Raw genomic sequence first — 21,038 nt, 5'->3', positions numbered from 1 at the left:
AGTACAGGGCTGCCCCAAATATGGGGCCTGGCCCAAGGGCCGCAAGGTCAACAATGAGGAGAGTGCCGAATGTTCCCAAGGATTGCTTTGGCGGCCACCGTGCTAAGCTTTAGCCTGACGGCGGCTCTGGCCGACACGCAGGATGGCGCTGCGGGACCGGATGATATGGTGACCAGTTTTGCCTTGGACAATGGCATGGAAGTTGTCGTCGTAGAGGATCACCGGGTGCCGGTGGTGCAGCATATGGTCTGGTATCGCGCCGGCTCCGCGGATGAACCCATTGGTCAATCCGGGGTGGCGCATTTTCTGGAACATCTTCTGTTCAAGGGCACCGATACCCTTGCCCCTGGTGAGCTCTCGGCGACCGTGGCGGCCAATGGTGGCCGCGACAATGCCTTTACCAGCTACGATTACACCGCCTATTACCAGCGCGTTGCCTCAGATCGGCTAGAGCTGATGATGCGGATGGAGAGTGACCGCATGGTCAATCTGCGTCTTTCCGAAGAAGAGATTGTCACCGAGCGGGAAGTCATTCTGGAAGAGCGCAACCAGCGCACCGATAACAGTCCCCGCGCCCTGTTTGGCGAGCAGCTGAACGCGGCGCAGTATCTCAACCATCGTTACGGTCAGCCGGTGATTGGCTGGCGCCACGAGATGGAATCCCTGGACATCGACGATGCCCTGTCCTTTTACGGCACATTCTATGCGCCCAATAACGCCATTCTGGTGGTTTCAGGGGACGTTGACCCCGCAGAGGTCAAATCCCTGGCCGAGACTTATTATGGCAGCCTTCCGGCCAACCCTGATCTGCCAAAGGTGCGGGCCCGCAGCAAAGAGCCGCCGCAAAACGCCGAGCGGCGGCTGATCTTTCGCGATCCCCGCGTGGCCCAGCCCTATGTTCAGCGCTCCTATCTGGCAACCGAGCGCAACGCCGGAGCCCAGGAAGAGGCGGCAGCGCTTTATCTGCTGGCAGAGCTGTTGGGGGGTGGGTCCACCTCCTACCTGTCCAATGCGCTGCAATTTGACCAGCAGGTCGCGGTCTATACCGGGGCGTTTTATTCGGGTGTGTCATTGGACAAGACCAGTTTTGACTTTCTGATTGTACCTGCCGAGGGCGTCAGCCTGGACCAGGCCGAAGCGGCGCTGGATGCCACCGTGAGTGCCTTCCTGGCCGAGGGCGTCGATGCCGAACAGCTGGAGCGGATCAAGCTGCAGCTGCGGGCGTCGGAGATTTATGCCCGCGATAATGTGGACGGGATTGCAAATCGCTATGGCCGGGCGCTGACCTCGGGCTTGACGGTGCAGGATGTACAGGACTGGCCGCAGATACTGCAGTCTGTCACCTCGGATGAAATCATTGCCGCAGCGCAAAACTTGCTCCGCCCCGAAGCCTCGGTGACGGGCTGGATGATGCGGCAGGAGGAGGGCGAATGATGCGTCTTACAGCTTTGACGATGGCAGTTTTTGCCTGGGTTTCCCTGTTGGTCCTGCCCGCGCAGGCCGAGATTAAAATCAACGAAGTGACCTCTCCCGGCGGGATTACCGCCTGGCTGGTCGAGGACCACTCGATCCCCTTTACTGCACTTGAATTGCGCTTTCGCGGCGGCACCTCGCTGGATGCGCCGGGCAAACGTGGCGCCACTTATATGATGGCTGGATTGCTCGAAGAGGGCTCTGGCGAGATGCGGGCGCAGGCCTATGCCCGTGCGGTTGAAAATCTGGCGGCCAGCTTTGGCTATGACGCGGACCGGGACAGCCTGTCGGTCTCGGCGCGGTTTCTCAGTGAAAACCGCGATGCGGCTGTGGGTTTGCTGCGCCAAACCCTGCAAGAGCCGCGCTTTGATCAGGATGCGCTTGACCGGGTGCGGGCGCAGGTGCTGGCCGGGCTGCGGTCGGATCTGAAAGACCCCAACAAGATCGCCAGTCGGGCCTTTGCCGAAATGGCCTATGGCGATCACCCCTATGGCAGCTCTGGCAAGGGCACCATAGACAGTGTTTCCGCGCTGACCCGTCAGGATATCTTTGCCGCCCATGAGGCCGTTTTTGCCCGCGACAGACTTTATGTCAGTGCTGTCGGTGATATCACCCCTGATGAGCTGGGCGCGCTGTTGGACCGGCTTCTGGGGGACATGGCGCCTACGGGCGCGCCATTGCCCGGCCCGGCCGAGGTGACGATTTCTGGCGGCATCAGCATTGTTGATTACGACACGCCGCAATCGGTGGCGCTGTTTGGTCATATGGGGATCACCCGGGATGATCCCCGATTCTTTGCCGCCTATATCATGAATCAGATCCTTGGCGGTGGCTCCTTTGACAGTCGCCTGATGACAGAGGTGCGCGAAAAGCGCGGCCTGACCTATGGGGTCTATTCTTATCTGGTGCCGCAGGATCTGGCCTCTGTCTATATGGGGCAGCTGGGCTCTGCGAATGGCAAAATGGCCGAAGCGGTGGAGGTAATTCAGGGCGAATGGCAGCGGCTTGCCAGCGATGGCGTCACCGAGAAAGAGCTGACAGACGCCAAGACCTATCTCACCGGGGCCTATCCGCTGCGCTTTGACGGCAATGGCCGGATTGCCTCAATCCTGGTGGGGATGCAGATAGATGACCTGCCCATCGACTATGTCCAGACCCGCAATGATAAGGTTAACGCGGTCACCCTGGAGGAGATCAATCAGGTGGCCAGTGAAATTCTGCTGCCCGAGGCGCTACATTTTGTTGTGGTTGGCCGACCTGAGGGGCTGATCGCCAGCCCCTGACGGGTCAAGCGCTCAGGCGTAGGGCCAACAAAAGGCGACACAGCATAGCGTTCAGGGCCGGGGATTTCCCCGGCCCTGTTGTTTTGCACCCGCGCTTTCGCCGGGCCTGAATCTGGGGGTTTTCCCTATTCGCCGTAGGGCACCCAGATGTTTTTCACTTCGGTGGCTTCCAACAGGAACTTGCGGCTGTGATCGTGGCTCCAGTCGAGCGACGCGGCATGGGCGACCCAGGTCCGTTTGAGGTTGAGCGCCGAGGCCTCTTCGATGGTCTGCGCCAGATCGGTTGAAGAAAAGCTCCAGACCGCATCCACATTCATATGGGCGGCCAGGGGCTGTGCCAGCTCCGCAGCCTCGCCGGTCAGAATATTGACCACGCCGGCGGGCACATCCGAGGTTTCCAGCACCTGATAGAAATCAGTGGCGGCCAGCGGGAAGGGACCCGAGGCGGCAAGCACCACCCGGTTGCCCATGGCCAGGGCAGGCGCCATGACCGAGACAAGCCCCAACAGCGGCGCCTCATCGGCGCAGAGCGCGCCAATCACCCCGACGGGTTCTTTCATGGCCAGGGCAACCGCCCGCATGGGCACACCATGGGCCTGACCGTCGTATTTGTCGGCCCAGGCGGCAGCGGTGAACAGCCGTTCAATCGCGGTCTCAACCTCTTTGGCTCCTGCCTTTTTACCAGTCATAGCATCAATGCGATGGGCAAATTCATCCGCCCGCGCTGACAGGTTCTCGCCGATGTAATACAGAATTTGCGCCCGCAGATGGCCGGTGGTCTTGGACCAGGCCTTGGCTCCGGCGGCGGCCTCGACTGCGTTGCGGACGTCTTTGCGGCTGCCCATGCCCACATGACCCAAAAGCCCGCCGTGACTGTTGAAGACGGGCTTTGAATAGCCACTGTCGGGTCGCGCTTGCTTGCCACCGATATACATCTTGGCGGTGCGGTCCACCGGATCGGCGCTGTGGCTATCCTGTTTGCCGGCAAAGGCCGCGACAGGCGCCAGCGGTTTGGTTTTGCCTTTGGGGCGGGTATAGGCGCTGAGCCCTTCCCAGCCGCCTTCGCGGCCAAATCCGCTTTCACGGACACCGCCAAACCCGGCTGCGGCATCAAACATATTGGTGCCATTGATCCAGACCACGCCGGCCACCAGTTTTGGCGCCAGATCCAGCGCTAGATTTATATTCTCGCTCCAGACGGTGGCCGCCAACCCGTAGCGGCTGCTATTGGCCAGCTCCACCGCCTCGGCGGGGGTGCGGAAGGTGCAGGAGACCAGCACCGGGCCAAAGATCTCTTCCTGCATCAGCGGATCCGACGGGGCCAGACCCTGGATCAGGGTGGGTGGGAAGAAGCTGCCCTGGGGCGGCAGACGCAGGCTGGGCTGATAGGTTTCCCCGGCCTGATTGCCGGCAACCAGCGTGGTGATTGTGTCCAGCTGCACCGGATCCACCACCGCGCCGATGTCGATGGATTTGTCCAGCGGGTTGCCGATGCGCAGCTTGTCCATGCGGGCTTTGAGCTTGGTATAGAACCGATCGGCAATGCTTTCCTGCACCAACAGCCGCGAGCCGGCGCAGCAGACTTGCCCCTGGTTGAACCAGATGGCATCGACCAGGCCTTCCACAGCGGAGTCCAGATCGGCATCGTCAAACACGATATAGGGCGATTTCCCCCCCAGCTCGAGGGTCAGCGCCTTGCCGGTGCCTGCGGTGGCTTCGCGGATGCGGCGCCCCACAGAGGTGGAGCCGGTAAAGGCGATTTTGTCCAACTCTGCGGCGACGATCATTTCACCAACGGCGCCATCGCCGGTGACAATATTGACCACGCCCTTGGGCAGGCCGGCCTGTTGACAGATATCCGCAAACAGCAGCGCGGTGAGCGAGGTATATTCTGCCGGTTTCAGCACCACGGTATTGCCCATGGCAATCGCAGGCGCGACCTTCCAGGCCAGCATCAAGAGCGGGAAGTTCCAGGGGATGATCTGGCCACAGACCCCAAGCGCCTGGGCCTCGGGCAGTTCGCTTTCCATCAGCTGGGCCATGCCGGCGTGATAGTAGAAATGGCGCTGCGCCAGCGGGATATCAATATCACGGCTTTCGCGAATTGGTTTGCCATTGTCGAGCGTTTCCAGCACCGCAAACAGGCGGGCGTGTTTCTGCAGCAGCCGGGCAATGGCATAGAGGAAACGGGCGCGTCCCGGTCCGCCGAGCTTTTCCCATTTTGGCTGCGCTGTGCGCGCGGATTTTACCGCCGCATCAACATCGTCCTGGGTAGCCTGGCTCAGGGTGGCCAGTACCTCACCCGTTGCGGGATTGCGGCTGTCAAACCCATCCTGGGGCGCGGTGAAGGCACCGTTGATGAAATGGCCAAAACGATCGCCCTGATCAATCAGCCAAGCCAAGGCCTCGGCGGCATTTTCGGGGGCAGGGCCGTAATCCATGGCGTCGAACTTCTCTTTGATGGTCATTGTATCGGCTCCTTAGCCGTGCAGCCCTGGGGTTTGAGCACCCGTTGGCTGGAGGCAGGATGGCGCAGCAGGGCCGCTGCGGGACGAAGAGGGCGCGGCACAAGATTGCCGCCGCAGTTTGGGCAGGTGCCTTTGAGGATGTTGTCGGCGCAATCGGCGCAGAAGGTGCACTCAAAGGTGCAGATACGGGCCTCTGGGCTCTGCGGCGGCAGATCGCGGTCGCAGCACTCACAATTTGGTCTCAGCTCCAGCATCTGCTCAGGCCATCGCATGGCGGTAGCTGGCAGAGTAGGCACCGCTGGTGTGGTGTTCCAGCTGACGTTCAATGTCGTTCAGCAGGGAGGAGGCGCCAAAGCGGAACAGATCGGGCTGGAGCCAGCGATCTCCCAGCTCTTCCTTGATCAACGACAGATAGATCAGCGCATCCTTGGCCTTGGAAATACCTCCGGCGGGTTTGTAGCCAACGCGGAAGCCGGTGCGGTCGTAATAGTCGCGGATGGCGCGGATCATCACCAGGCTGACAGGCAGGGTGGCGTTGACGCTCTCCTTGCCGGTGGAGGTCTTGATGAAATCCGCCCCGGCCATCATGCAGATCAGCGAGGCCCGCGCCACATTGCGCAACGACCCCAGCTCTCCGGTGGCGAGGATCGCCTTGACATGGGCCTCGCCGCAGGCCGCGCGAAAGGCCTGCATTTCATCATACAGCGCCTGCCAATTGCCCGCCAGAACATGGCGGCGCGAGATCACGATGTCGATCTCCTTGGCGCCCGCCTTGACGCTTTCCTCGATCTCGGCGACCCGCAGGTGAAAGGGCGACAGCCCGGCAGGAAAGCCGGTGGAGACCGCCGCGACGGGAATGTCGGTGCCTTTCAGTGCCTGAACCGCTGCTGCGACCATTTCGTGATAGACGCAGACCGCCCCGGTGGTGAGTGGCGGCATGTCGAGCGCCTGCAGGATATCCCCGCGCACCGGCTGACGCGCCTTGGCGCAGAGCCTGCGCACGCGCTCTTCGGTATCATCCCCGGACAGGGTGGTCAGGTCGATGCAGGTCACCGCCTTGAGCAACCAGGCGGCCTGATAGTCCTTTTTGACGCTGCGCCGTGCAGGCAGCGTGGCGCAGCGACGTTCGATCGCAGAAGTATTGGCCTGCACGCCTGCGACCCAGTCCAGATCCAGGTCCATGCCCGGGTTGCGGGGCTCCTGGGCCAGTGCTAGCGGTTTTGTATCTTGCAAGGTTTGGCTTTCCATTCCGGGGATCCTCAACAGAGTTCTGCGCAAAAGTCGCACGGGTGCGGCATCTTGGCAAGTAAACCACGCAGGAGGCGGGTCCGATTTTGACCTTTTGGACAAACGTCAGAGAAGTTTCTTGCGAATAAGTCGCAATTTCATTGACTAAGTTGAGAATCATTCTCATATTCAACCCACCCGCTACAAACAGGAGGCTCCGGCCCATGCGTATGAGACACTTTGCCTATCTGGGCCTGATGATGCTTCTGGCTTTGCCGATGACCGCAGGCCGGGTGCTGGCCGAGGCGCCGCTCAAAGTGGTGGCGACCACTGGAATGATCGCAGATGCGGCGCGTCAGATTGGTGGCGATGCGGTAAAGGTCCAGGCCCTGATGGGACCGGGGGTGGATCCCCATGGCTATCGTCAGACGCGCTCGGACATTGTGGCCATGACCCGGGCTGATCTGGTGCTGTGGCATGGTCTGTACCTTGAGGCGCAGATGCAGGATTTTTTCCATGATCTGGAACGCAAGCGACCAGTGGTGGCGGTGGCGGAAGGGCTGCCAAAGGATCTGCTGCGGGGCCATGATGACTATGCCGACAAATATGACCCCCATGTCTGGATGACCCCCGTGCTGTGGAAACTGGTTGTCGCAGAGGTGCAAGAGGCCCTGACCACGGCGCGCCCCGAGTCGGCAGAGGTTTTTGCCGCCAATGCCGCGAGGCATCTGGCAGACCTGGACCGGCTGATCACCTATGGGACAGATGTCCTGTCTCAGGTGCCGGAAAACAACCGCGTCCTGCTGACCGCCCATGATGCCTTTGGCTATTTTGGCCGTGACTTTGGATTTGAGGTGCTGGGCATTCAGGGCATTTCCACCCAGTCAGAGGCCGGGTTGAACCGGATTGGCGAGCTGGTTGATCTGCTGGTCTCACGCGATATCAAAGCGGTTTTTGTCGAAAGCTCGGTCTCTGATCGCTCCATGCGGGCCCTGATCGAAGGGGCGGCTGCCCAGGGGCATGAGGTCTCTATCGGCGGGGAGCTGTTTTCGGATGCGATGGGCGCTGACGGCACCTATGAGGGCACATACCTCGGGATGCTGGATCATAATATGACAAGCATTGCCAGGGCGCTTGGGGCGGTAGAAACCCCGGCCCGCGGCATGGATGGAAAGCTTTCGGCGGGATTATGACTGTGACAGTAGAAATTGTAGAAACACCGGTTGCGGCCCATATGGACAGCGGCGCGGCGCAGAATGCAAAGATCGCCCAAAGCCCCCTTGCCATTCGCGGCCTTACCGTAACTTACGGTGAAAAACCGGCGGTATTCTCGGTAGATATGACCGTTGAACCGGGACAGATGACAGCGATCATCGGCCCCAATGGGGCGGGGAAATCAACCCTGCTCAAAGCGGCCTTGGGCATTGTTCCACCTGTCTCTGGCCGGGTGACAGTTTTTGGCCGCTCTTTGGCAGAGCAACGCGCCCGGATCGCCTATGTGCCGCAGCGCGCCAGCGTTGATTGGGATTTCCCGACACGGGTGATCGATGTGGTTCTGATGGGGCTGTACCGCGAACTGGGCCTGTTGGGGCGGGTCAAACGCGCCCATCGCGCCAAAGCCTTGGACTGTCTTGCCCGTGTTGGCATGGCGGATTTTGCGAGCCGCCAGATTGGCCAGCTTTCGGGTGGTCAGCAGCAGCGGGTGTTTCTGGCCCGTGCTCTGGCCCAGGGGGCGGACCTGTATCTGCTGGACGAACCCTTTGCCGGGGTGGATGCAGCCACTGAAAAGGCGATTATCGCGGTTTTGAAATCCCTGCGTGAGGCCGGGAAAACCGTGGTGGTGGTGCATCACGATCTGGCCACCGTCACCGAGTATTTCGACAATGTCTTCCTGATCAACACCCGCAGCATTGCCGAAGGCCCGGTGGCCCAGGCCTTTACCGAAGAGACCCTGCAGGCGGCCTATGGCGGGCGGCTGGCAACCTCGCAAATTGATCAACTGGCCAAGGTCTGAGAGGAGCACCCCTATGCTACTGGACGCTCTGCTGCTTCAGCTCGGCTATAATGCCACGCTTGTTGCCCTGGGGGCCGCGCTTTTGGGCACCTCGGCGGGGATCACGGGCACCTTTTTGTTTCTGCGCAAACGCGCGCTGGTCTCGGACGCGGTCAGTCACGCCACCTTGCCCGGTGTCTGCATCGCCTTTCTGGTGATGGCCTTCGCCGGGGGGGATGGCCGCAATCTGGCGGGGCTTTTGCTGGGCTCGGCGGTTTCTGCTGCGATTGGCCTGTGGTGCATGAACTGGCTGACCCGCAACACACGCCTGGCCGAGGACGCCGCTATTGGTGCGGTTCTGTCGGTGTTCTTTGGCCTTGGCATTGTATTGCTGACGGTTATTCAAACGCTTGGTGTCGGACGTCAGGCGGGGCTGGAGGGCTTCCTGCTCGGCTCTACTGCGGGCATGCTGTATAGTGATGCGGTGGTGATTGCGGCAGGCGGGGCTGTGACGCTGTTGCTGGTTTTGCTGATGCGCAGGCCGATGACCCTGGTGGCTTTTGATCCCGAATATGCCGCCGCCCGTGGCCTGCCGGTAGATCGTATCGACATGCTGATGATGGGGCTGGTCATGGCGGTCACTGTTGTGGGGTTGAAAATTGTCGGACTGATCCTGATCGTGGCGCTGCTGATCATTCCCGCTGTTACCGCGCGGTTCTGGTCGGAACGATCCGACCATGTGGTCTTTCTTGCCGGCCTGTTTGGCGGTGTGGCTGCCTATCTGGGGGCGGCCCTGTCCGCCTCGGCGCCCAACCTGCCGACGGGGCCGCTGATTGTTCTGGTTAGTTTTGCCTTCTTTGTGCTGTCCCTGTTTCTGGCACCCAATCGCGGTGTACTGGCGGCAGTGCTGCGCCATCTGCGGTTCCAGCGCCGGGTGCATCTGCGTCAGGGGCTGTTGGCGCTGGCGCAGGGCCAGGCAATCTACGAGAGCCTCACTCTGCGATTGTTGCGCCGCGCAGGACTGACTCGCGCCGATGGGGTGGCAACCGCCAGGGGCCGCGCCCGCGCTGCCAAGGCGCTGCGCGACGAGCGCCGCTGGCAAGTGGTGCGCAGTGATATCACCCATGAGGCGGCAGCGGCGCTATATGATGGGCTACGCGACATTGAAACGGTGCTGACGCAGGATCAAATTCAGGAAATCGACCGCCAGATCGGTGGCCCACGCGAGGTGATGTCATGAGCGGTGAAGAGTTTGTGCCCCTGTCGCTGACGCCAATGCTGATTGGCATTTTTGCCGCCGTGGCCTGTGCCTTGCCGGGGAACTTCCTGTTGTTGCGGCGACAGGCCCTGATCGGCGATGCCATCAGCCATGTGGTGCTGCCGGGCATTGTTGTGGCCTTTTTGGTGACCGGGATGATCGCCGCCTGGCCGATGATGCTGGGCGCGGCGGCGGCAGCAGTTTTTGCCGTGGTGATGATCGAAGCAATCCGCCGTCTGGGTCGGATTGAGCCGGGCGCAGCCATGGGCGTGGTGTTTACCTCCATGTTTGCCGCCGGGGTGTTGTTGCTGGAACAAAGTGATACCTCAGCGGTGCATCTGGATGTGGAACATGCGCTTTATGGCAACCTGGAAAGCCTGATCTGGCTGGATGCCACCGGCTGGGCCTCGCTGCTGGACCCGGAGGCGCTGCGCTATATCCCGGCTGAGCTGCCGCGTATGGCGCTGACGCTGGTCGGGGTTTGTCTGTTCATTGCACTGTTCTGGCGGGCGTTGAAAATCTCCACCTTTGATGAAGGCTTTGCCCGCACCATGGGGATCCGCACCAATCTGTTGGGGCTGGGACTGGTGATTACCGCCGCTGTCGCCGCTGTGGCGGCTTTTGATGCGGTGGGCTCGATCATCGTGATCGCCATGTTTATCTGCCCGCCCGCGGCGGCGCGCATGATGACCAACCGGTTGGAAGCGCAGATTGCCTGGAGTGTTCTCTTTGCGGTGCTTTCGGCGGTGCTGGGCTATATCTTTGCAGGGTTTGGGCCGCTGTGGCTGGGGGCGGCAGATGCTGTTAGCGCTGCGGGCATGATTGCCACGGTTTCTGGGGTGATCCTGGCCATTGCCGCCCGTTTTGGTCCCTGTCGTGGCCGGTCCGGCGCGCCGGTGGGCGTCTGACGCAGACCGCAGCAGGCTGACAGGTTAGACCACAGAGTGGGGAGCATATTTTTGTTCCCCTCTTGTTCGTTTTTTGCACCAGACCCTGTGGTAGAATCGTGGGAAGCTGCTAAATTTAGCGGTATGAGCAGCCAAGACCCCCATATCAGCGATCATGATCGCCCGACCATTCGTCAGCTTGATGACAGTGCAATCAACCGGATCGCCGCTGGCGAGGTGGTGGAACGCCCGGCCTCGGCCGTCAAGGAACTGGTGGAAAACGCCATTGATGCCGGCGCGCAGCGTATAACCATCGAGATCGCAGATGGCGGCAAGACCCTGATCCGGGTGACGGATGATGGCTGTGGCATGACCTCCCGCGATCTGCCGCTGGCGTTGTCGCGCCATGCGACCTCAAAAATTGATGGCACCGATCTGCTGAATATCCATACCTTTGGCTTTCGCGGCGAGGCGCTGCCAAGTCTGGGTGCTGTGGGGCGGTTGACCATAACCAGCCGGGCCGAAGGCCATGATGCGGCGCAGATCCGGGTGGCGGGGGGCAAGATGGAACCGGTGCGCCCTGCGGCCCTGCGCTCCGGCACCATCGTCGAGCTGAGCGACTTGTTTTATGCCACCCCGGCACGGTTGAAGTTCATGCGCACGGACCGGGCGGAATCCCAGGCGATTGGCGATGTGGTGAAACGGCTCGCCATGGCAGAGCCTTCGGTGGGGTTCACCCTGCGCGATGTTTCTGGCGGCGGTGAAGGTCGGGTGACTTTTCGGGCAGATCCGTTGACTGGCGATTTGTTTGACGCGCTGCATGGGCGCCTGGCCTCGGTGCTAGGGCGGGAATTTGCGGAAAACGCGCTGCGTATAGATGCCACCCGCGAGGGTATTCGCCTGTTTGGCTATGCCGCCCTGCCGACCTATTCGCGCGGGGCTGCGGTGGCGCAGTTCCTGTTTGTGAATTCGCGGCCGGTCAAGGACAAGATGCTGACCGGAGCCCTGCGGGGGGCCTATTTTGATTTTCTCAGCCGTGATCGCCATCCGGCGGCGGCGCTGTTTATCGACTGTGACCCTACCCTGGTGGATGTGAATGTACATCCGGCGAAGTCCGAAGTGCGTTTTCGCGATCCTGGGCTTGCGCGTGGGCTGATTGTTTCGGCACTGCGACACGCCCTGGCCGAGGCCGGGCATCGGGCCTCGACCACGGTGGCCGGCGCCACATTGGGAGCAATGCGGCCAGAGGCGCCAACCGCCAGCGGCGCGGCACGGGTCTATCAGATGGATCGCCCCTCCATGGGGGCGCGGACGGCGTCCTATGCCGGGCAACACCCCGCGTTTTCCCCAGCACCGCCGTTGACATATGGCGCGCCGGAGACCGAAGGCTTTGCCGAGCTGCAAGGAGAATACAGTGGCCGCCTAACCGAGGCCCCGGGGCCCGTGTCGGATGCGCCCGAAACCACCGCCCCCGGGGCCGAGCAATTGCCGCTTGGGGCGGCACGCGGGCAGGTGCATGAAAACTACATCATCGCCCAGACCGCTGACGGTATGGTGATCGTCGATCAACATGCGGCCCATGAGCGGCTGGTCTATGAAAAGCTGAAGCAGCAGATGGCGGAGAATGGCGTCGCGGCCCAGGCCTTGTTGATCCCCGAGATTGTTGAGTTGGGCAGCAATGACTGCGCGCGCATCTTGGCCCATGCGGAGGCGCTGAAGAAATTTGGCCTCGGGTTGGAAGCTTTCGGCGGAAATGCCCTCGCCGTGCGTGAAACCCCCGCATTGCTGGGAGAGGTGAACGCAGAGGCCATGGTAAAAGATATTCTGGATGAGCTGGACGACCAGGGCGAAAGCCAGCTGGTGCAGGCGCGGCTGGAGGCGATCCTGTCCAGGGTTGCCTGCCACGGGTCGATCCGGTCCGGTCGGCGCATGCGCGGTGAAGAGATGAATGCGCTGCTGCGCGAAATGGAGGCAACACCGCATTCCGGCCAATGCAACCATGGTCGCCCCACCTATGTGGAGCTGAAGCTTGCCGATATCGAACGGCTGTTTGGGCGCAGCTGATGGAGGGCATGGAGGAGGCAGTTCAGGCAATGAATGAGGTCGGGCTGCTGATCCTTCTGGCGGGCGGGTTTGCTGCCCTGCTGGTGTTGCTGCTCGTCCTGTCGCTGCGGGCCTCGGCGCGGGTGGCGCGGGCCATGGGGCCGCTCACGGGGCAGATCGGCCAGCTGGGCCAATCTGTGCATCAATTGCAGGGCGGTTTGCAGCATGTGTCCGACACCCAGGCGAGCGCACAGGTGCAGATGGTGCAGACGGTCGAGGCGCGCCTGACTGCGGTGCAGCAGCATATGAATGACCGGCTGGCGGACAATGCCCTGCGCCAGGCGCAGTCCATGGCGCAGATGCAGGAGCGCATGCAGGAAAGCCTGCATGGCAGCAGCAAACGCACGGTAACCTCGCTCACTCAGTTGCAGGAACGTCTGGCGGTGATCGACAAGGCACAGGACAATATCACCAAACTGTCGGGGGATGTGCTGGGGCTGCAGGATATTTTGTCCAACAAGCAAACTCGCGGCGCCTTTGGGGAAATTCAGCTGTTTGACATCGTCTCCAAGGCGCTGCCGGCGGGCAGCTACACAATGCAGGCGACCCTGAGCAACGGCAAACGCGCCGATTGCCTGGTGCATCTGCCCAACCCGCCGGGGCCAATTGTCATCGACAGTAAATTCCCGCTGGAGCCCTATGAGGCGCTGCACCGGGCCGAGAGCCGCGACGAGAAAGCCTATGCCATTCGGCAAATGAAAGCGGCGCTGCGGGCCCATATCACTGCGATCTCGGAAAAATACATTATTGATGGTGAAACCGCCGAAGGCGCGTTGATGTTTCTGCCCTCAGAGGCGGTTTATGCAGAGCTGCACGCCAATTTCACCGCCGTGGTGCGGGAAGGCTTTGCCGCCAAGGTCTGGATTGTCTCCCCCACCACCTGCATGGCGACACTGAATACCATGCGCGCGATCCTCAAGGATGCGCGGATGCGCGAACAGGCCGGGGCGATACGGTCTGAATTGGGGCTTTTGTACCGGGATATGGAACGCTTAGGGGAACGGGTGGGCAATCTGGACCGCCATTTTGGCCAAGCCGCCAAGGATATAGCCGAGATCCAAGTCAGCGCTGAAAAGGCCGGAAAACGGGCCAAGCGTTTGGATAATTTTGATTTTGAAGAGATCGCCGGCGATGTCGCTGGCACTATTGCGCCCCTGGAGCAGACCCCATAATGAAAAGCGAACCTCTGGATACAAAACTACTGCGTCAGGCGGAGGTGAAGGTTGAGCGGATGGTGGCCGTTCTGCGTGTCGCCGTGGCTGGTTGTTTATTGGCCGCCTTTTTGATCCTGGTAAAGGGAGAGGGCGCAGACCAGTCTTATCTGAGGATCCAGTGGCTATTGGCGCTGCTCACGCTGCTGTCGTATTTTGTCCTGGGGGCGATCTCTTATTGGCTGGCCACCTCGGGGCGGTTTCGGCGCTGGATGGTCTGGCCAGCGGTGACGCTGGATTGTCTGTTCATGCTGGTGAACACATGGGCGGGACTGAGCAATACCGGCTTTCCCGGGGAGCTGACCTTTTTGTTGCCGCCCACCTGGCTGGTGCCGGTTATTCTGGCCTTTGCGGTGTTGCGGTTTAATCCTTATCTGCAGGCCTATTGTGTGGTGCTGACGGTGGGAGGTTTGTTCTATCTGACGCTCTGGCAACCCGAAGAAATCACACCTGACCTGGCTGCGCGTGCCGAGTTCATGCTGTTGTTGCCCCCAAATATGGTGCGGATTGTGATGATTGCCCTGGGCGGATTGGTGTTGATTGTGGCCGCTTACCGGGCGCGGCAGCTGTTGCATAGTTCGATCACGGATGCCCGCGCCCGCGCCAATCTTACCCGTTATCTGCCGGCGCAAATGGCGGACCGGCTGGCGGCGGGTGAGCTGAGCGAGCTGCGCAAAGGGCGCCAGCAGGAAATGGTGGTGATGTTTGTCGATATTCGCGGCTTTACCCAGTGGTCCGAGGGCCGGGCACCAGAAGAAGTCGGCGCCTATATCAGCGAGTTTCGCCGCCGCGTGCAGCGTGCGGTGGGACAGAACCAGGGTATGATCGACAAGTTCATCGGCGATGCTGCAATGATCCTGTTTGAAGGCGAGAGCGCTGCGGCCCGGTCCCTAGCCTGTGTTGATGACCTGCTGGTGGAGCTGAAGGACTGGGGCAGAGAGCGTCAGGCTGAGGGGCGCGAACCGGTGCGTGTAGGGATTGGTCTGCATCTGGGCGAGGTTTTTTCCGGTGTGGTCGGCGATGCCCAGCGTTTGGAGTATTCGGTCTTTGGCGATACGGTGAACACGGCGGCGCGTCTGGAAGAGCTGACCAAATCGGCAGGCGTGGATGTGATTGCCTCGGCGGCGGTGCTGCAGGCGGCAGGAAGCGAGCCCGCGCGCGAGGGCTGGTCTGCGCTGCCGGCGGAGCACTTGCGCGGGCGCAGCAGCGGGGTCGAAATCTTCGGACGTGGGGCACTGGAGGGCTAAGCGCGCCGGGCCATTGCTCTATCGCTGGTTTCTTGCCCCAGATCAAAGACCCTCGGGTTGTGCTGCTGTCTGATGTTCTTAACGGCGAACAGAAGGAGACGAACAATGCTGGAGATTTCCACACGCAAGATTGCACAGGTGGCCCTGATGGCACGGGAGCTGGGACGGGCAGAAGGCGAGCTGCGCGCCTTTATCGACCGCCTGGGCATGGATGAGCAGGCGGAACTCACCGCAATCATGTGGGTTGGCCGGGGCAGTTTTGAGCCGGAAGAACTGGCCGAAGCCATTGCAACAGCCAAATCTGAGGCCTCTACCCCGACGGCTGACTATCTGATTGGCACCCCACATCTGGCCGACAACATAGAGGCTGGTCTGGATGCGCTGGGCGTCGATGTGCAGGATGTCGAGGACGATGTGATCGGCCGTTAGGCCGATCTGATGAGGGCCAGAACCCAGTGGCCAAAGCCCCCGAAATTCGAGGTCGTGTAACCTGAGGCCCCGGACCCTGTGCCCCCTGAAGCAGGGGCATTCGCGGGCAGATCATTTACAGCTGCGGGACTACCTGTTTCAGCTCAGCGGCTTCGGCGCGGCTGAGCTGTTGGCCCTGTTTACGCTTGAGCAGCACGTCGCGGGCGCGGGCGTATTGGTCATCCTGCCAGAAGATCATGCAGCCGTTGCAACCCTTGCCGCAACAGCCCTCGACACCAACACGATTGGTTTTTAAGCGGCGGGTATTGCCGTCTTCCTCGATGCTTTTGGTCAGGGCGTCGCGACGCTTGGCATAGGCGGCGGGGTTTTCCTTGCCGCTGATCTCCAACCCCTGGGTGAGCTTGTCAAACCGCACCCGGTTCCATTGTTCCTCGGTTAGGGCGCGTTCCTTGCGCATCACCGAATACTGCGGGAACCGCAGCTTTAGCGCGTCGATGTCTTCGTGGTCGAACAGGGTGAAGGGCAGGCGGATCACCGTCTTGGTGCTACCCTGCACGACCTCTGTCCTTTGGCCAGTGGTGGCGTTTTCAAACTCGTAGACTCGCAACAGCACTGTCTCGCGGGCGATGGGAGAGACAAACTCCAGAACCTCACCGGCAACCAGCTTGTTCTTCACCTCCACCAGAAAGGCATCCTCTGCCACCTCGGTGACGACGCCAGCATATTCCCACTGCGCCAGGGAGGCGGTGTGTTCGTAATTATGGGCGTAATTGGTCAACCGACCCTCGTGGAAGGCCAGGGTGTAGCCGCGATTGCCCACCGCCTCCAGCTCGCGCATATAGGGTTTGGGGTCCCAGTTTTCCGGGTCTGCGTAGTAGTCATCAATCGCCATGCGGTAGGCGCGGGCGACGATGGCGCAGTAGTATTCAGACTTGCCGCGTCCCTCAACCTTGAGACTGTCAACGCCGATTTCCAGGTATTCGTTCAGCTTTGGCATGATGCAGAGATCTTTGGAATTGAGGATGTAGGAGCCGCGCGCGTCTTCCTCAATCGGCATCAGCTCACCGGGGCGGCAGCCCTCTTCCAGCAGGAATTCGAACATATCGGCGTTGTCATCGGTGATCTGAAGATCCTGCACGGTGCCGTCCTTTAGGCGCATGCGGAAGCTATAGTTCCAGCGGCAGGAATTGGCGCAATTGCCCTGATTGGCACCGCGTTCGGCCATAAAGTTCGACAGCAAGCAGCGGCCGGAATAGGTCATGCACATGGCCCCATGTACAAAGGCCTCCAGCTTGATATCCGGGCATTTTTCGCGGATCTCTTTCAGCTCAGAAAACGAAACTTCGCGGGCCAGAACGCAGAGATCAGCCCCCTGATCCTGCCAGAATTTGACCGACAGCCAGGAGCAGATATTGCTTTGGGTTGAGATATGCAGCGGTAGCTCGGGGGCGCGGTCCTTGACGTATTGAAAGACGCCGGGGTCTGCGATGATCAAACCATCGGGGCGCACCTTGCGGACGGTGTCGATATATTCGTCCAGCTTGTCGATGTCTTTGTTGTGGGAAAACAGGTTCAGGGTCAGATAGGCGCGCCGCCCATGGGCGTGACAGAAGGCTACACCCTCGATCACCTCCTCCAGCGAGAACTCGGATTTGGTGCGCAGGGACATATCCGGGGTGCCGAGATAGACCGCATCAGCCCCGTATAAAATGGCCAGCTTGAGCTTGCGCAGGTTGCCTGCGGGCATCAAAAGCTCGGAGCGTTTCATAGGTGATGTTGCGGCGCGGGTCATAGGCTAGGTCTCTTCACCAGGAATGGGGAAGCGCGCCTATAGAACGGGCCGGGACAGAAAAATATGATCTAGCGCAAAGAGGTGCGCATCTGCAAAGGCCAGCCCAGTGAAACAGGCTGGCCAAAGGGCGCATAATTCCGCCAAATTATACGCCTTCTGCCGTCAGCTTTTCAGCGGGCAGGTGTTGATACCCAGGATTGTGTAGAGCGGGCAGTTGCCCAGCAGGCCAGTGGCCAGAGGCACGATCCCGATCAAGCCCCAAAGCGACTGGGGGCCGATAAAGACAAGCGAGAGCAGGACGATACCGGCGATGACGCGCAGGATGCGGTCGATTTTGCCTTCGTTCTTGGTCATGGGAAGATCTCCTTTTGCGGTGTTGAGAAGAGTATAGCAAAACCAAGATGTGAGGGGCGGTGACAGAGTCACCAGATTGGCCAAGAAATCTATTTTTGTTCGGCAATCTGCGCCAGCTCAGGTGCATTGCAGATGTGAATACCGTCCGAGAGCTGTTCGACCAGGCCACGGCGGGCAAACTCTGCCAGGCGACGCGACACATATGCGCGCCCCGAGGCAGTTTCAGCCGCCAGCGCGGTGTGGGTGACAGGCACGATCCCGGTAGCATCGACAAGACGCAGCAAAACCTTGGCGAGGCGGGCGTCAAACCCTGTCAGCGCGACGTCTTCGATCAGTTGCTGGTATTCGCTGAACCGCAGCGCAACGGAGGTCAGCACGTCATTGCGAAAGGCCTCATCCTGTTCGATCACCTGTCGAAACTGGCCTGCCGGGATCAGATCTCCGTGCAGATTTTCTTCGACCACACCCTCGGCGGCATAGGTTTGATCCTCGATCAGGCAGGTAAAGGTCTGCAGGCAGACCTCACCGGGGTGTACCCGGTATAGCACCACCTCGCGGCCGCTGCTGCCAGTCAGGGTGACCTTGATACAGCCCTGTTTCAGGACCAGAAATCCGGGGCACTCCTGTCCAGGGCTGAACAGCGTGGTGCCCTTTGGGGCCGAGAATTTTCTACCGATCTTCATCAGGGCCACTCCTAACAGAACTGGGTCTACCCGACACCAGCAGGCTGGCAAGTGCAAGCGACATCCAAGTCGCAGTCCAGCGAGACTTGGGACGTATCAAAAAAGGGGGAGAACCAAAAAAGGGCCCGCTTGCGCAGGCCCTTTAAATGTCGACTATCCGAGGTCTCAGGCGAGGCGGTCGGTGACCTCCAGGTGCTGCGCCAATGTGCCGATCTTGCCCATCCAGTCTGCGACCAGCCCAGCATCGCTGGGGGCGGCGTGTACGCCGGGGGCGATCTTACCGTTCATCACCGCCTCAATAGCATAGGACACCGGATAAGAGACCAGACGCGCCATGGCGGTGCCACGTTCGTCCCCCCAGGCATCCATCACATAGGTTTTGTGCCAGACGGTCTCGCCTGCCTTTTCCGCCTTCAGATCCACGCAGAGCACAACCCGGTCGGGCTCGCCCTCATCATAGGAGTTCTCTTCCCAGAACTGATCCGACATTTCCTTCAGCCGGGCATCGCCGGCTTCGCCTTCCAGGGTTTCTACTTCTTTGAACACAGCGTCCCAGGCCTGCGCCCAGCCATTCAGACGCAGGGTGCCGCGGACGAACTCTTTTACTTTCCAGTCAGCGCCAAACTCATACTGGCCGATAAAGGGCAGGGAATCGCGGTTGGGGTAAACTTCAAAGCTCTCTGGTGTGGGCAGAGGCGCGTCAAAGGTAGAGATCGCGTCCCAGGGGCGGGCGACGTCCAGCTCTTTGAAATCACGAATTGATTTCGAGGGTGAGCGCAGCGCTTTCAGCACGCCCAGGGGCGACCAGCTGAATTTGTAGCGGAAGGGGTTGGGGGTCTTTGGGATGCCGCCGCAATAGGACAGAAAGCTCACCTCATTGGCCGGATCAAAGGCGGCAGAGGCCTTGTACTCATCCACCAGCGCATGGGCCATCAGGTGGTCGATGCCAGGGTCAAGCCCCACCTCGTTGACCAGTGCCACACCGGCGTCTTTGGCCTTGCCATCCAGCGCACGCATTTCAGGCGCGATGTAGGAGGACGACACAAAATGGGCGCCTTTTGAGATCGCCAGCTCTGCCAGCGCTACATGCCAGTCGCCGGGCAGCATCGAGACAACAACATCCGCCGGGCTCAGCATCTCGCCCAGGTTGTTGATGTCAAAGGCATGGATATTGGAGGTCAGATCGCCGACCGCCGCGCGGGCCTTGTCGGCCGTGCGGTTCCAGACGGCAACATCGTGGCCCGCCTCAAGCAGGCGACGCAGGCCGGGAATGGCGGAGAGGCCGGTGCCGCACCAATGAATAGTCATGAGAGTTCTCCCTTATTTATAACGCAGTTTGGCGGCGACAATGCTCACCACAATGAGAATGGCACAGATATTGGCGATCATGATCGGCCAGTCGTTGACCATGATCCCGTATAAAAACCACAGGCTGACGGTGAGCAGAAACATCAAGTTTGCGGCCAGAGACAGACCAGATGTATCCCGGCTGGCCCAGGCCTTCCAAGCCTGAGGCAACCAGCAGATGGTCCCCATAAAGGCCGCGAGATATCCCACATACAGCTCCATCAGGCGGGTACAAATTCGCGGAATGTGGCCTCTGCCCGGCCCCAGACGCCGGATTTCAGATCAGCCAGCGTCAGCAGCGAGGGCAGCAGCTGTCCGGCGTAGTCATGGGAGCTTTCGACGGGCAGCATTGACGGCAGGTTGTCGATCGCCATCACATCCATCACCGGATCACTGGCAACGCGCAGCGCCGGGGCCTCCCAGCTGGTGGCCTGATCATAGATCGGCACCGGATTGTAATCGCTGTCGGGATCACAGGCGACATCGCCAATCGCCGTCAGTTTACGCGCCGCCGAGAGCGCCTCGGCAGGCACAAAGACAGGGGTGCCGGGGCGGGCAAAGATGCAGTTGAGAAACAGATCGTGCTGCAGGATCTCGGGGAAGGGGCCGCCGCTTGCAGTCTCTGCCATATCCCATTTGGTGACGGTGATCCCCATTGCCTCGCATAGATCCGCAGCGCCGGTGCCGACGCGACCCATGGCGCCGATGACAATGGCGGTGGGCACATCTGCCTGCACAGCTTTCAACTCGGCGTTCAATTCCGCCAGCAGGGCATCCTTGCCGGGGTAGACACCCACGGGGCCGCAGATGTCGCCGCGCTGCTGGGCACACCAGCTTTTCAGGGTGACGGCAGCGCCCGCATAGCCGGCCCAATAGCCAAAGGCGGCAACCCGTCGGCCTGCCTCGTCCACCAGATATTCCAGATCATACAGCGTGCCGCCGCCAGCGGCAAACCGGTCCAGCAGCGCCTTGCCCGAATGCTGGCCCTTGAAGGCATGACCAAACATGATGTGGCGATGGGGCAGTGGGGTACCATCCTCGGGCAGTTCCTTGAGGCCAAAGATGATGGCATCCGCCGGGGCACTGGGCCAGGAGTTTTCGGCTGCGATCTCACAGCCGGCATCGATGTAGCCTTGCAGAGGGATTGCGCGTACCGCGCTCTCCTCCACCGTGACTTTGATGCCGCCTGACATGAGCGCCTTGGCGCCTTCGGGCGTCAGGCCAACGCGGTCTTCATTGGGGCGCTGTTCGGCCCGTACCCAGAGATGTGTCATTGTGGGATC

The 21,038-nt window shown here is 60.8% G+C and carries 19 protein-coding genes; 10 read left to right on the top strand and 9 right to left on the bottom strand.

The genetic code is table 11. The features are described 5' to 3' along the window. The first annotated feature begins 69 nt into the window (after positions 1–69). Complete coding sequence (locus N1037_19510) at positions 70–1,434, top strand: insulinase family protein (GenBank protein ID UWS79400.1); 1,365 nt, start codon at positions 70–72, stop codon at positions 1,432–1,434. Then, positions 1,431–2,756 (top strand): insulinase family protein, encoded by a 1,326-nt coding sequence (locus N1037_19505; GenBank protein ID UWS79399.1) that lies wholly within the window; start codon positions 1,431–1,433, stop codon positions 2,754–2,756. The genes N1037_19510 and N1037_19505 overlap by 4 nt, the downstream gene beginning before the upstream one ends. A gap of 125 nt (positions 2,757–2,881) precedes the next feature. Here N1037_19505 and N1037_19500 read toward each other — a convergent pair whose 3' ends face one another. Genes N1037_19500 through deoC form a run of 3 tightly spaced genes read right to left on the bottom strand, consistent with a single transcriptional unit; the run spans position 2,882 to position 6,472 of the window. Continuing rightward, entirely contained in the window at positions 2,882–5,224 is a 2,343-nt protein-coding gene (locus N1037_19500; GenBank protein ID UWS79398.1) for an aldehyde dehydrogenase family protein, read from the bottom strand. Continuing rightward, a complete protein-coding gene (locus N1037_19495; GenBank protein UWS81407.1) occupies positions 5,221–5,478 on the bottom strand; it encodes a DUF1272 domain-containing protein in 258 nt (85 codons plus the stop codon). The genes N1037_19500 and N1037_19495 overlap by 4 nt, the downstream gene beginning before the upstream one ends. A 4-nt stretch (positions 5,479–5,482) precedes the next feature. Then, positions 5,483–6,472, bottom strand: coding sequence for a deoxyribose-phosphate aldolase (deoC, locus tag N1037_19490; GenBank protein UWS79397.1), 990 nt, complete (start codon positions 6,470–6,472; stop codon positions 5,483–5,485). A 236-nt stretch (positions 6,473–6,708) separates the two neighbouring features. Between deoC and N1037_19485 the strand changes: the two genes are divergently transcribed. The 8 genes from N1037_19485 to N1037_19450 all read left to right on the top strand — a co-directional run bounded on the left by N1037_19485 (position 6,709) and on the right by N1037_19450 (position 15,579). Further along, positions 6,709–7,644 (top strand): zinc ABC transporter substrate-binding protein, encoded by a 936-nt coding sequence (locus N1037_19485; protein UWS81406.1) that lies wholly within the window; start codon positions 6,709–6,711, stop codon positions 7,642–7,644. 41 nt (positions 7,645–7,685) lie between these two features. Further along, positions 7,686–8,465: a metal ABC transporter ATP-binding protein gene (locus tag N1037_19480; protein UWS81405.1), complete on the top strand. Its 780-nt coding sequence runs from the start codon at positions 7,686–7,688 to the stop codon at positions 8,463–8,465. A gap of 13 nt (positions 8,466–8,478) precedes the next feature. After that, positions 8,479–9,684 (top strand): metal ABC transporter permease, encoded by a 1,206-nt coding sequence (locus tag N1037_19475; GenBank protein ID UWS79396.1) that lies wholly within the window; start codon positions 8,479–8,481, stop codon positions 9,682–9,684. Then, the gene (locus N1037_19470) at positions 9,681–10,610 is read left to right on the top strand and encodes a metal ABC transporter permease (protein UWS79395.1); all 930 of its coding nucleotides are present in this window, start codon (positions 9,681–9,683) and stop codon (positions 10,608–10,610) included. Before N1037_19475 ends, N1037_19470 begins: the two co-directional genes overlap by 4 nt. Positions 10,611–10,733: 123 nt before the next feature. Next, the gene (gene mutL, locus N1037_19465) at positions 10,734–12,653 is read left to right on the top strand and encodes a DNA mismatch repair endonuclease MutL (GenBank protein UWS79394.1); all 1,920 of its coding nucleotides are present in this window, start codon (positions 10,734–10,736) and stop codon (positions 12,651–12,653) included. Next, positions 12,653–13,864: a DNA recombination protein RmuC gene (gene rmuC, locus N1037_19460; GenBank protein ID UWS79393.1), complete on the top strand. Its 1,212-nt coding sequence runs from the start codon at positions 12,653–12,655 to the stop codon at positions 13,862–13,864. Before mutL ends, rmuC begins: the two co-directional genes overlap by 1 nt. Further along, complete coding sequence (locus tag N1037_19455) at positions 13,864–15,150, top strand: adenylate/guanylate cyclase domain-containing protein (GenBank protein ID UWS79392.1); 1,287 nt, start codon at positions 13,864–13,866, stop codon at positions 15,148–15,150. Before rmuC ends, N1037_19455 begins: the two co-directional genes overlap by 1 nt. Positions 15,151–15,255: 105 nt before the next feature. After that, the gene (locus N1037_19450) at positions 15,256–15,579 is read left to right on the top strand and encodes a DUF3775 domain-containing protein (protein UWS79391.1); all 324 of its coding nucleotides are present in this window, start codon (positions 15,256–15,258) and stop codon (positions 15,577–15,579) included. Positions 15,580–15,694: 115 nt separating this feature from the next. Here the strand turns inward: N1037_19450 and N1037_19445 are convergent, their stop codons facing one another. The 6 genes from N1037_19445 to N1037_19420 all read right to left on the bottom strand — a co-directional run bounded on the left by N1037_19445 (position 15,695) and on the right by N1037_19420 (position 21,029). Continuing rightward, complete coding sequence (locus N1037_19445) at positions 15,695–17,371, bottom strand: U32 family peptidase C-terminal domain-containing protein (GenBank protein UWS79390.1); 1,677 nt, start codon at positions 17,369–17,371, stop codon at positions 15,695–15,697. A gap of 162 nt (positions 17,372–17,533) precedes the next feature. Then, positions 17,534–17,725: a DUF2892 domain-containing protein gene (locus N1037_19440; protein UWS79389.1), complete on the bottom strand. Its 192-nt coding sequence runs from the start codon at positions 17,723–17,725 to the stop codon at positions 17,534–17,536. 89 nt (positions 17,726–17,814) lie between these two features. Further along, complete coding sequence (locus N1037_19435; protein ID UWS79388.1) at positions 17,815–18,408, bottom strand: Crp/Fnr family transcriptional regulator; 594 nt, start codon at positions 18,406–18,408, stop codon at positions 17,815–17,817. 165 nt (positions 18,409–18,573) lie between these two features. After that, on the bottom strand, positions 18,574–19,716 hold the full coding sequence (locus tag N1037_19430) for a saccharopine dehydrogenase NADP-binding domain-containing protein (protein ID UWS79387.1): 1,143 nt from the start codon (positions 19,714–19,716) through the stop codon (positions 18,574–18,576). 12 nt (positions 19,717–19,728) lie between these two features. Beyond that, complete coding sequence (locus tag N1037_19425) at positions 19,729–19,977, bottom strand: SemiSWEET transporter (GenBank protein ID UWS79386.1); 249 nt, start codon at positions 19,975–19,977, stop codon at positions 19,729–19,731. Further along, the gene (locus tag N1037_19420) at positions 19,977–21,029 is read right to left on the bottom strand and encodes a saccharopine dehydrogenase (GenBank protein ID UWS79385.1); all 1,053 of its coding nucleotides are present in this window, start codon (positions 21,027–21,029) and stop codon (positions 19,977–19,979) included. Before N1037_19420 ends, N1037_19425 begins: the two co-directional genes overlap by 1 nt. Positions 21,030–21,038: the final 9 nt, after the last annotated feature.

This window comes from Phaeobacter sp. G2, from assembly GCA_025163595.1.
Classification (GTDB): Bacteria; Pseudomonadota; Alphaproteobacteria; order Rhodobacterales; family Rhodobacteraceae; genus Pseudophaeobacter.
Note: the sequence above shows the minus strand (reverse complement) of the source record. Positions and strands in the feature narration are given on the sequence as shown.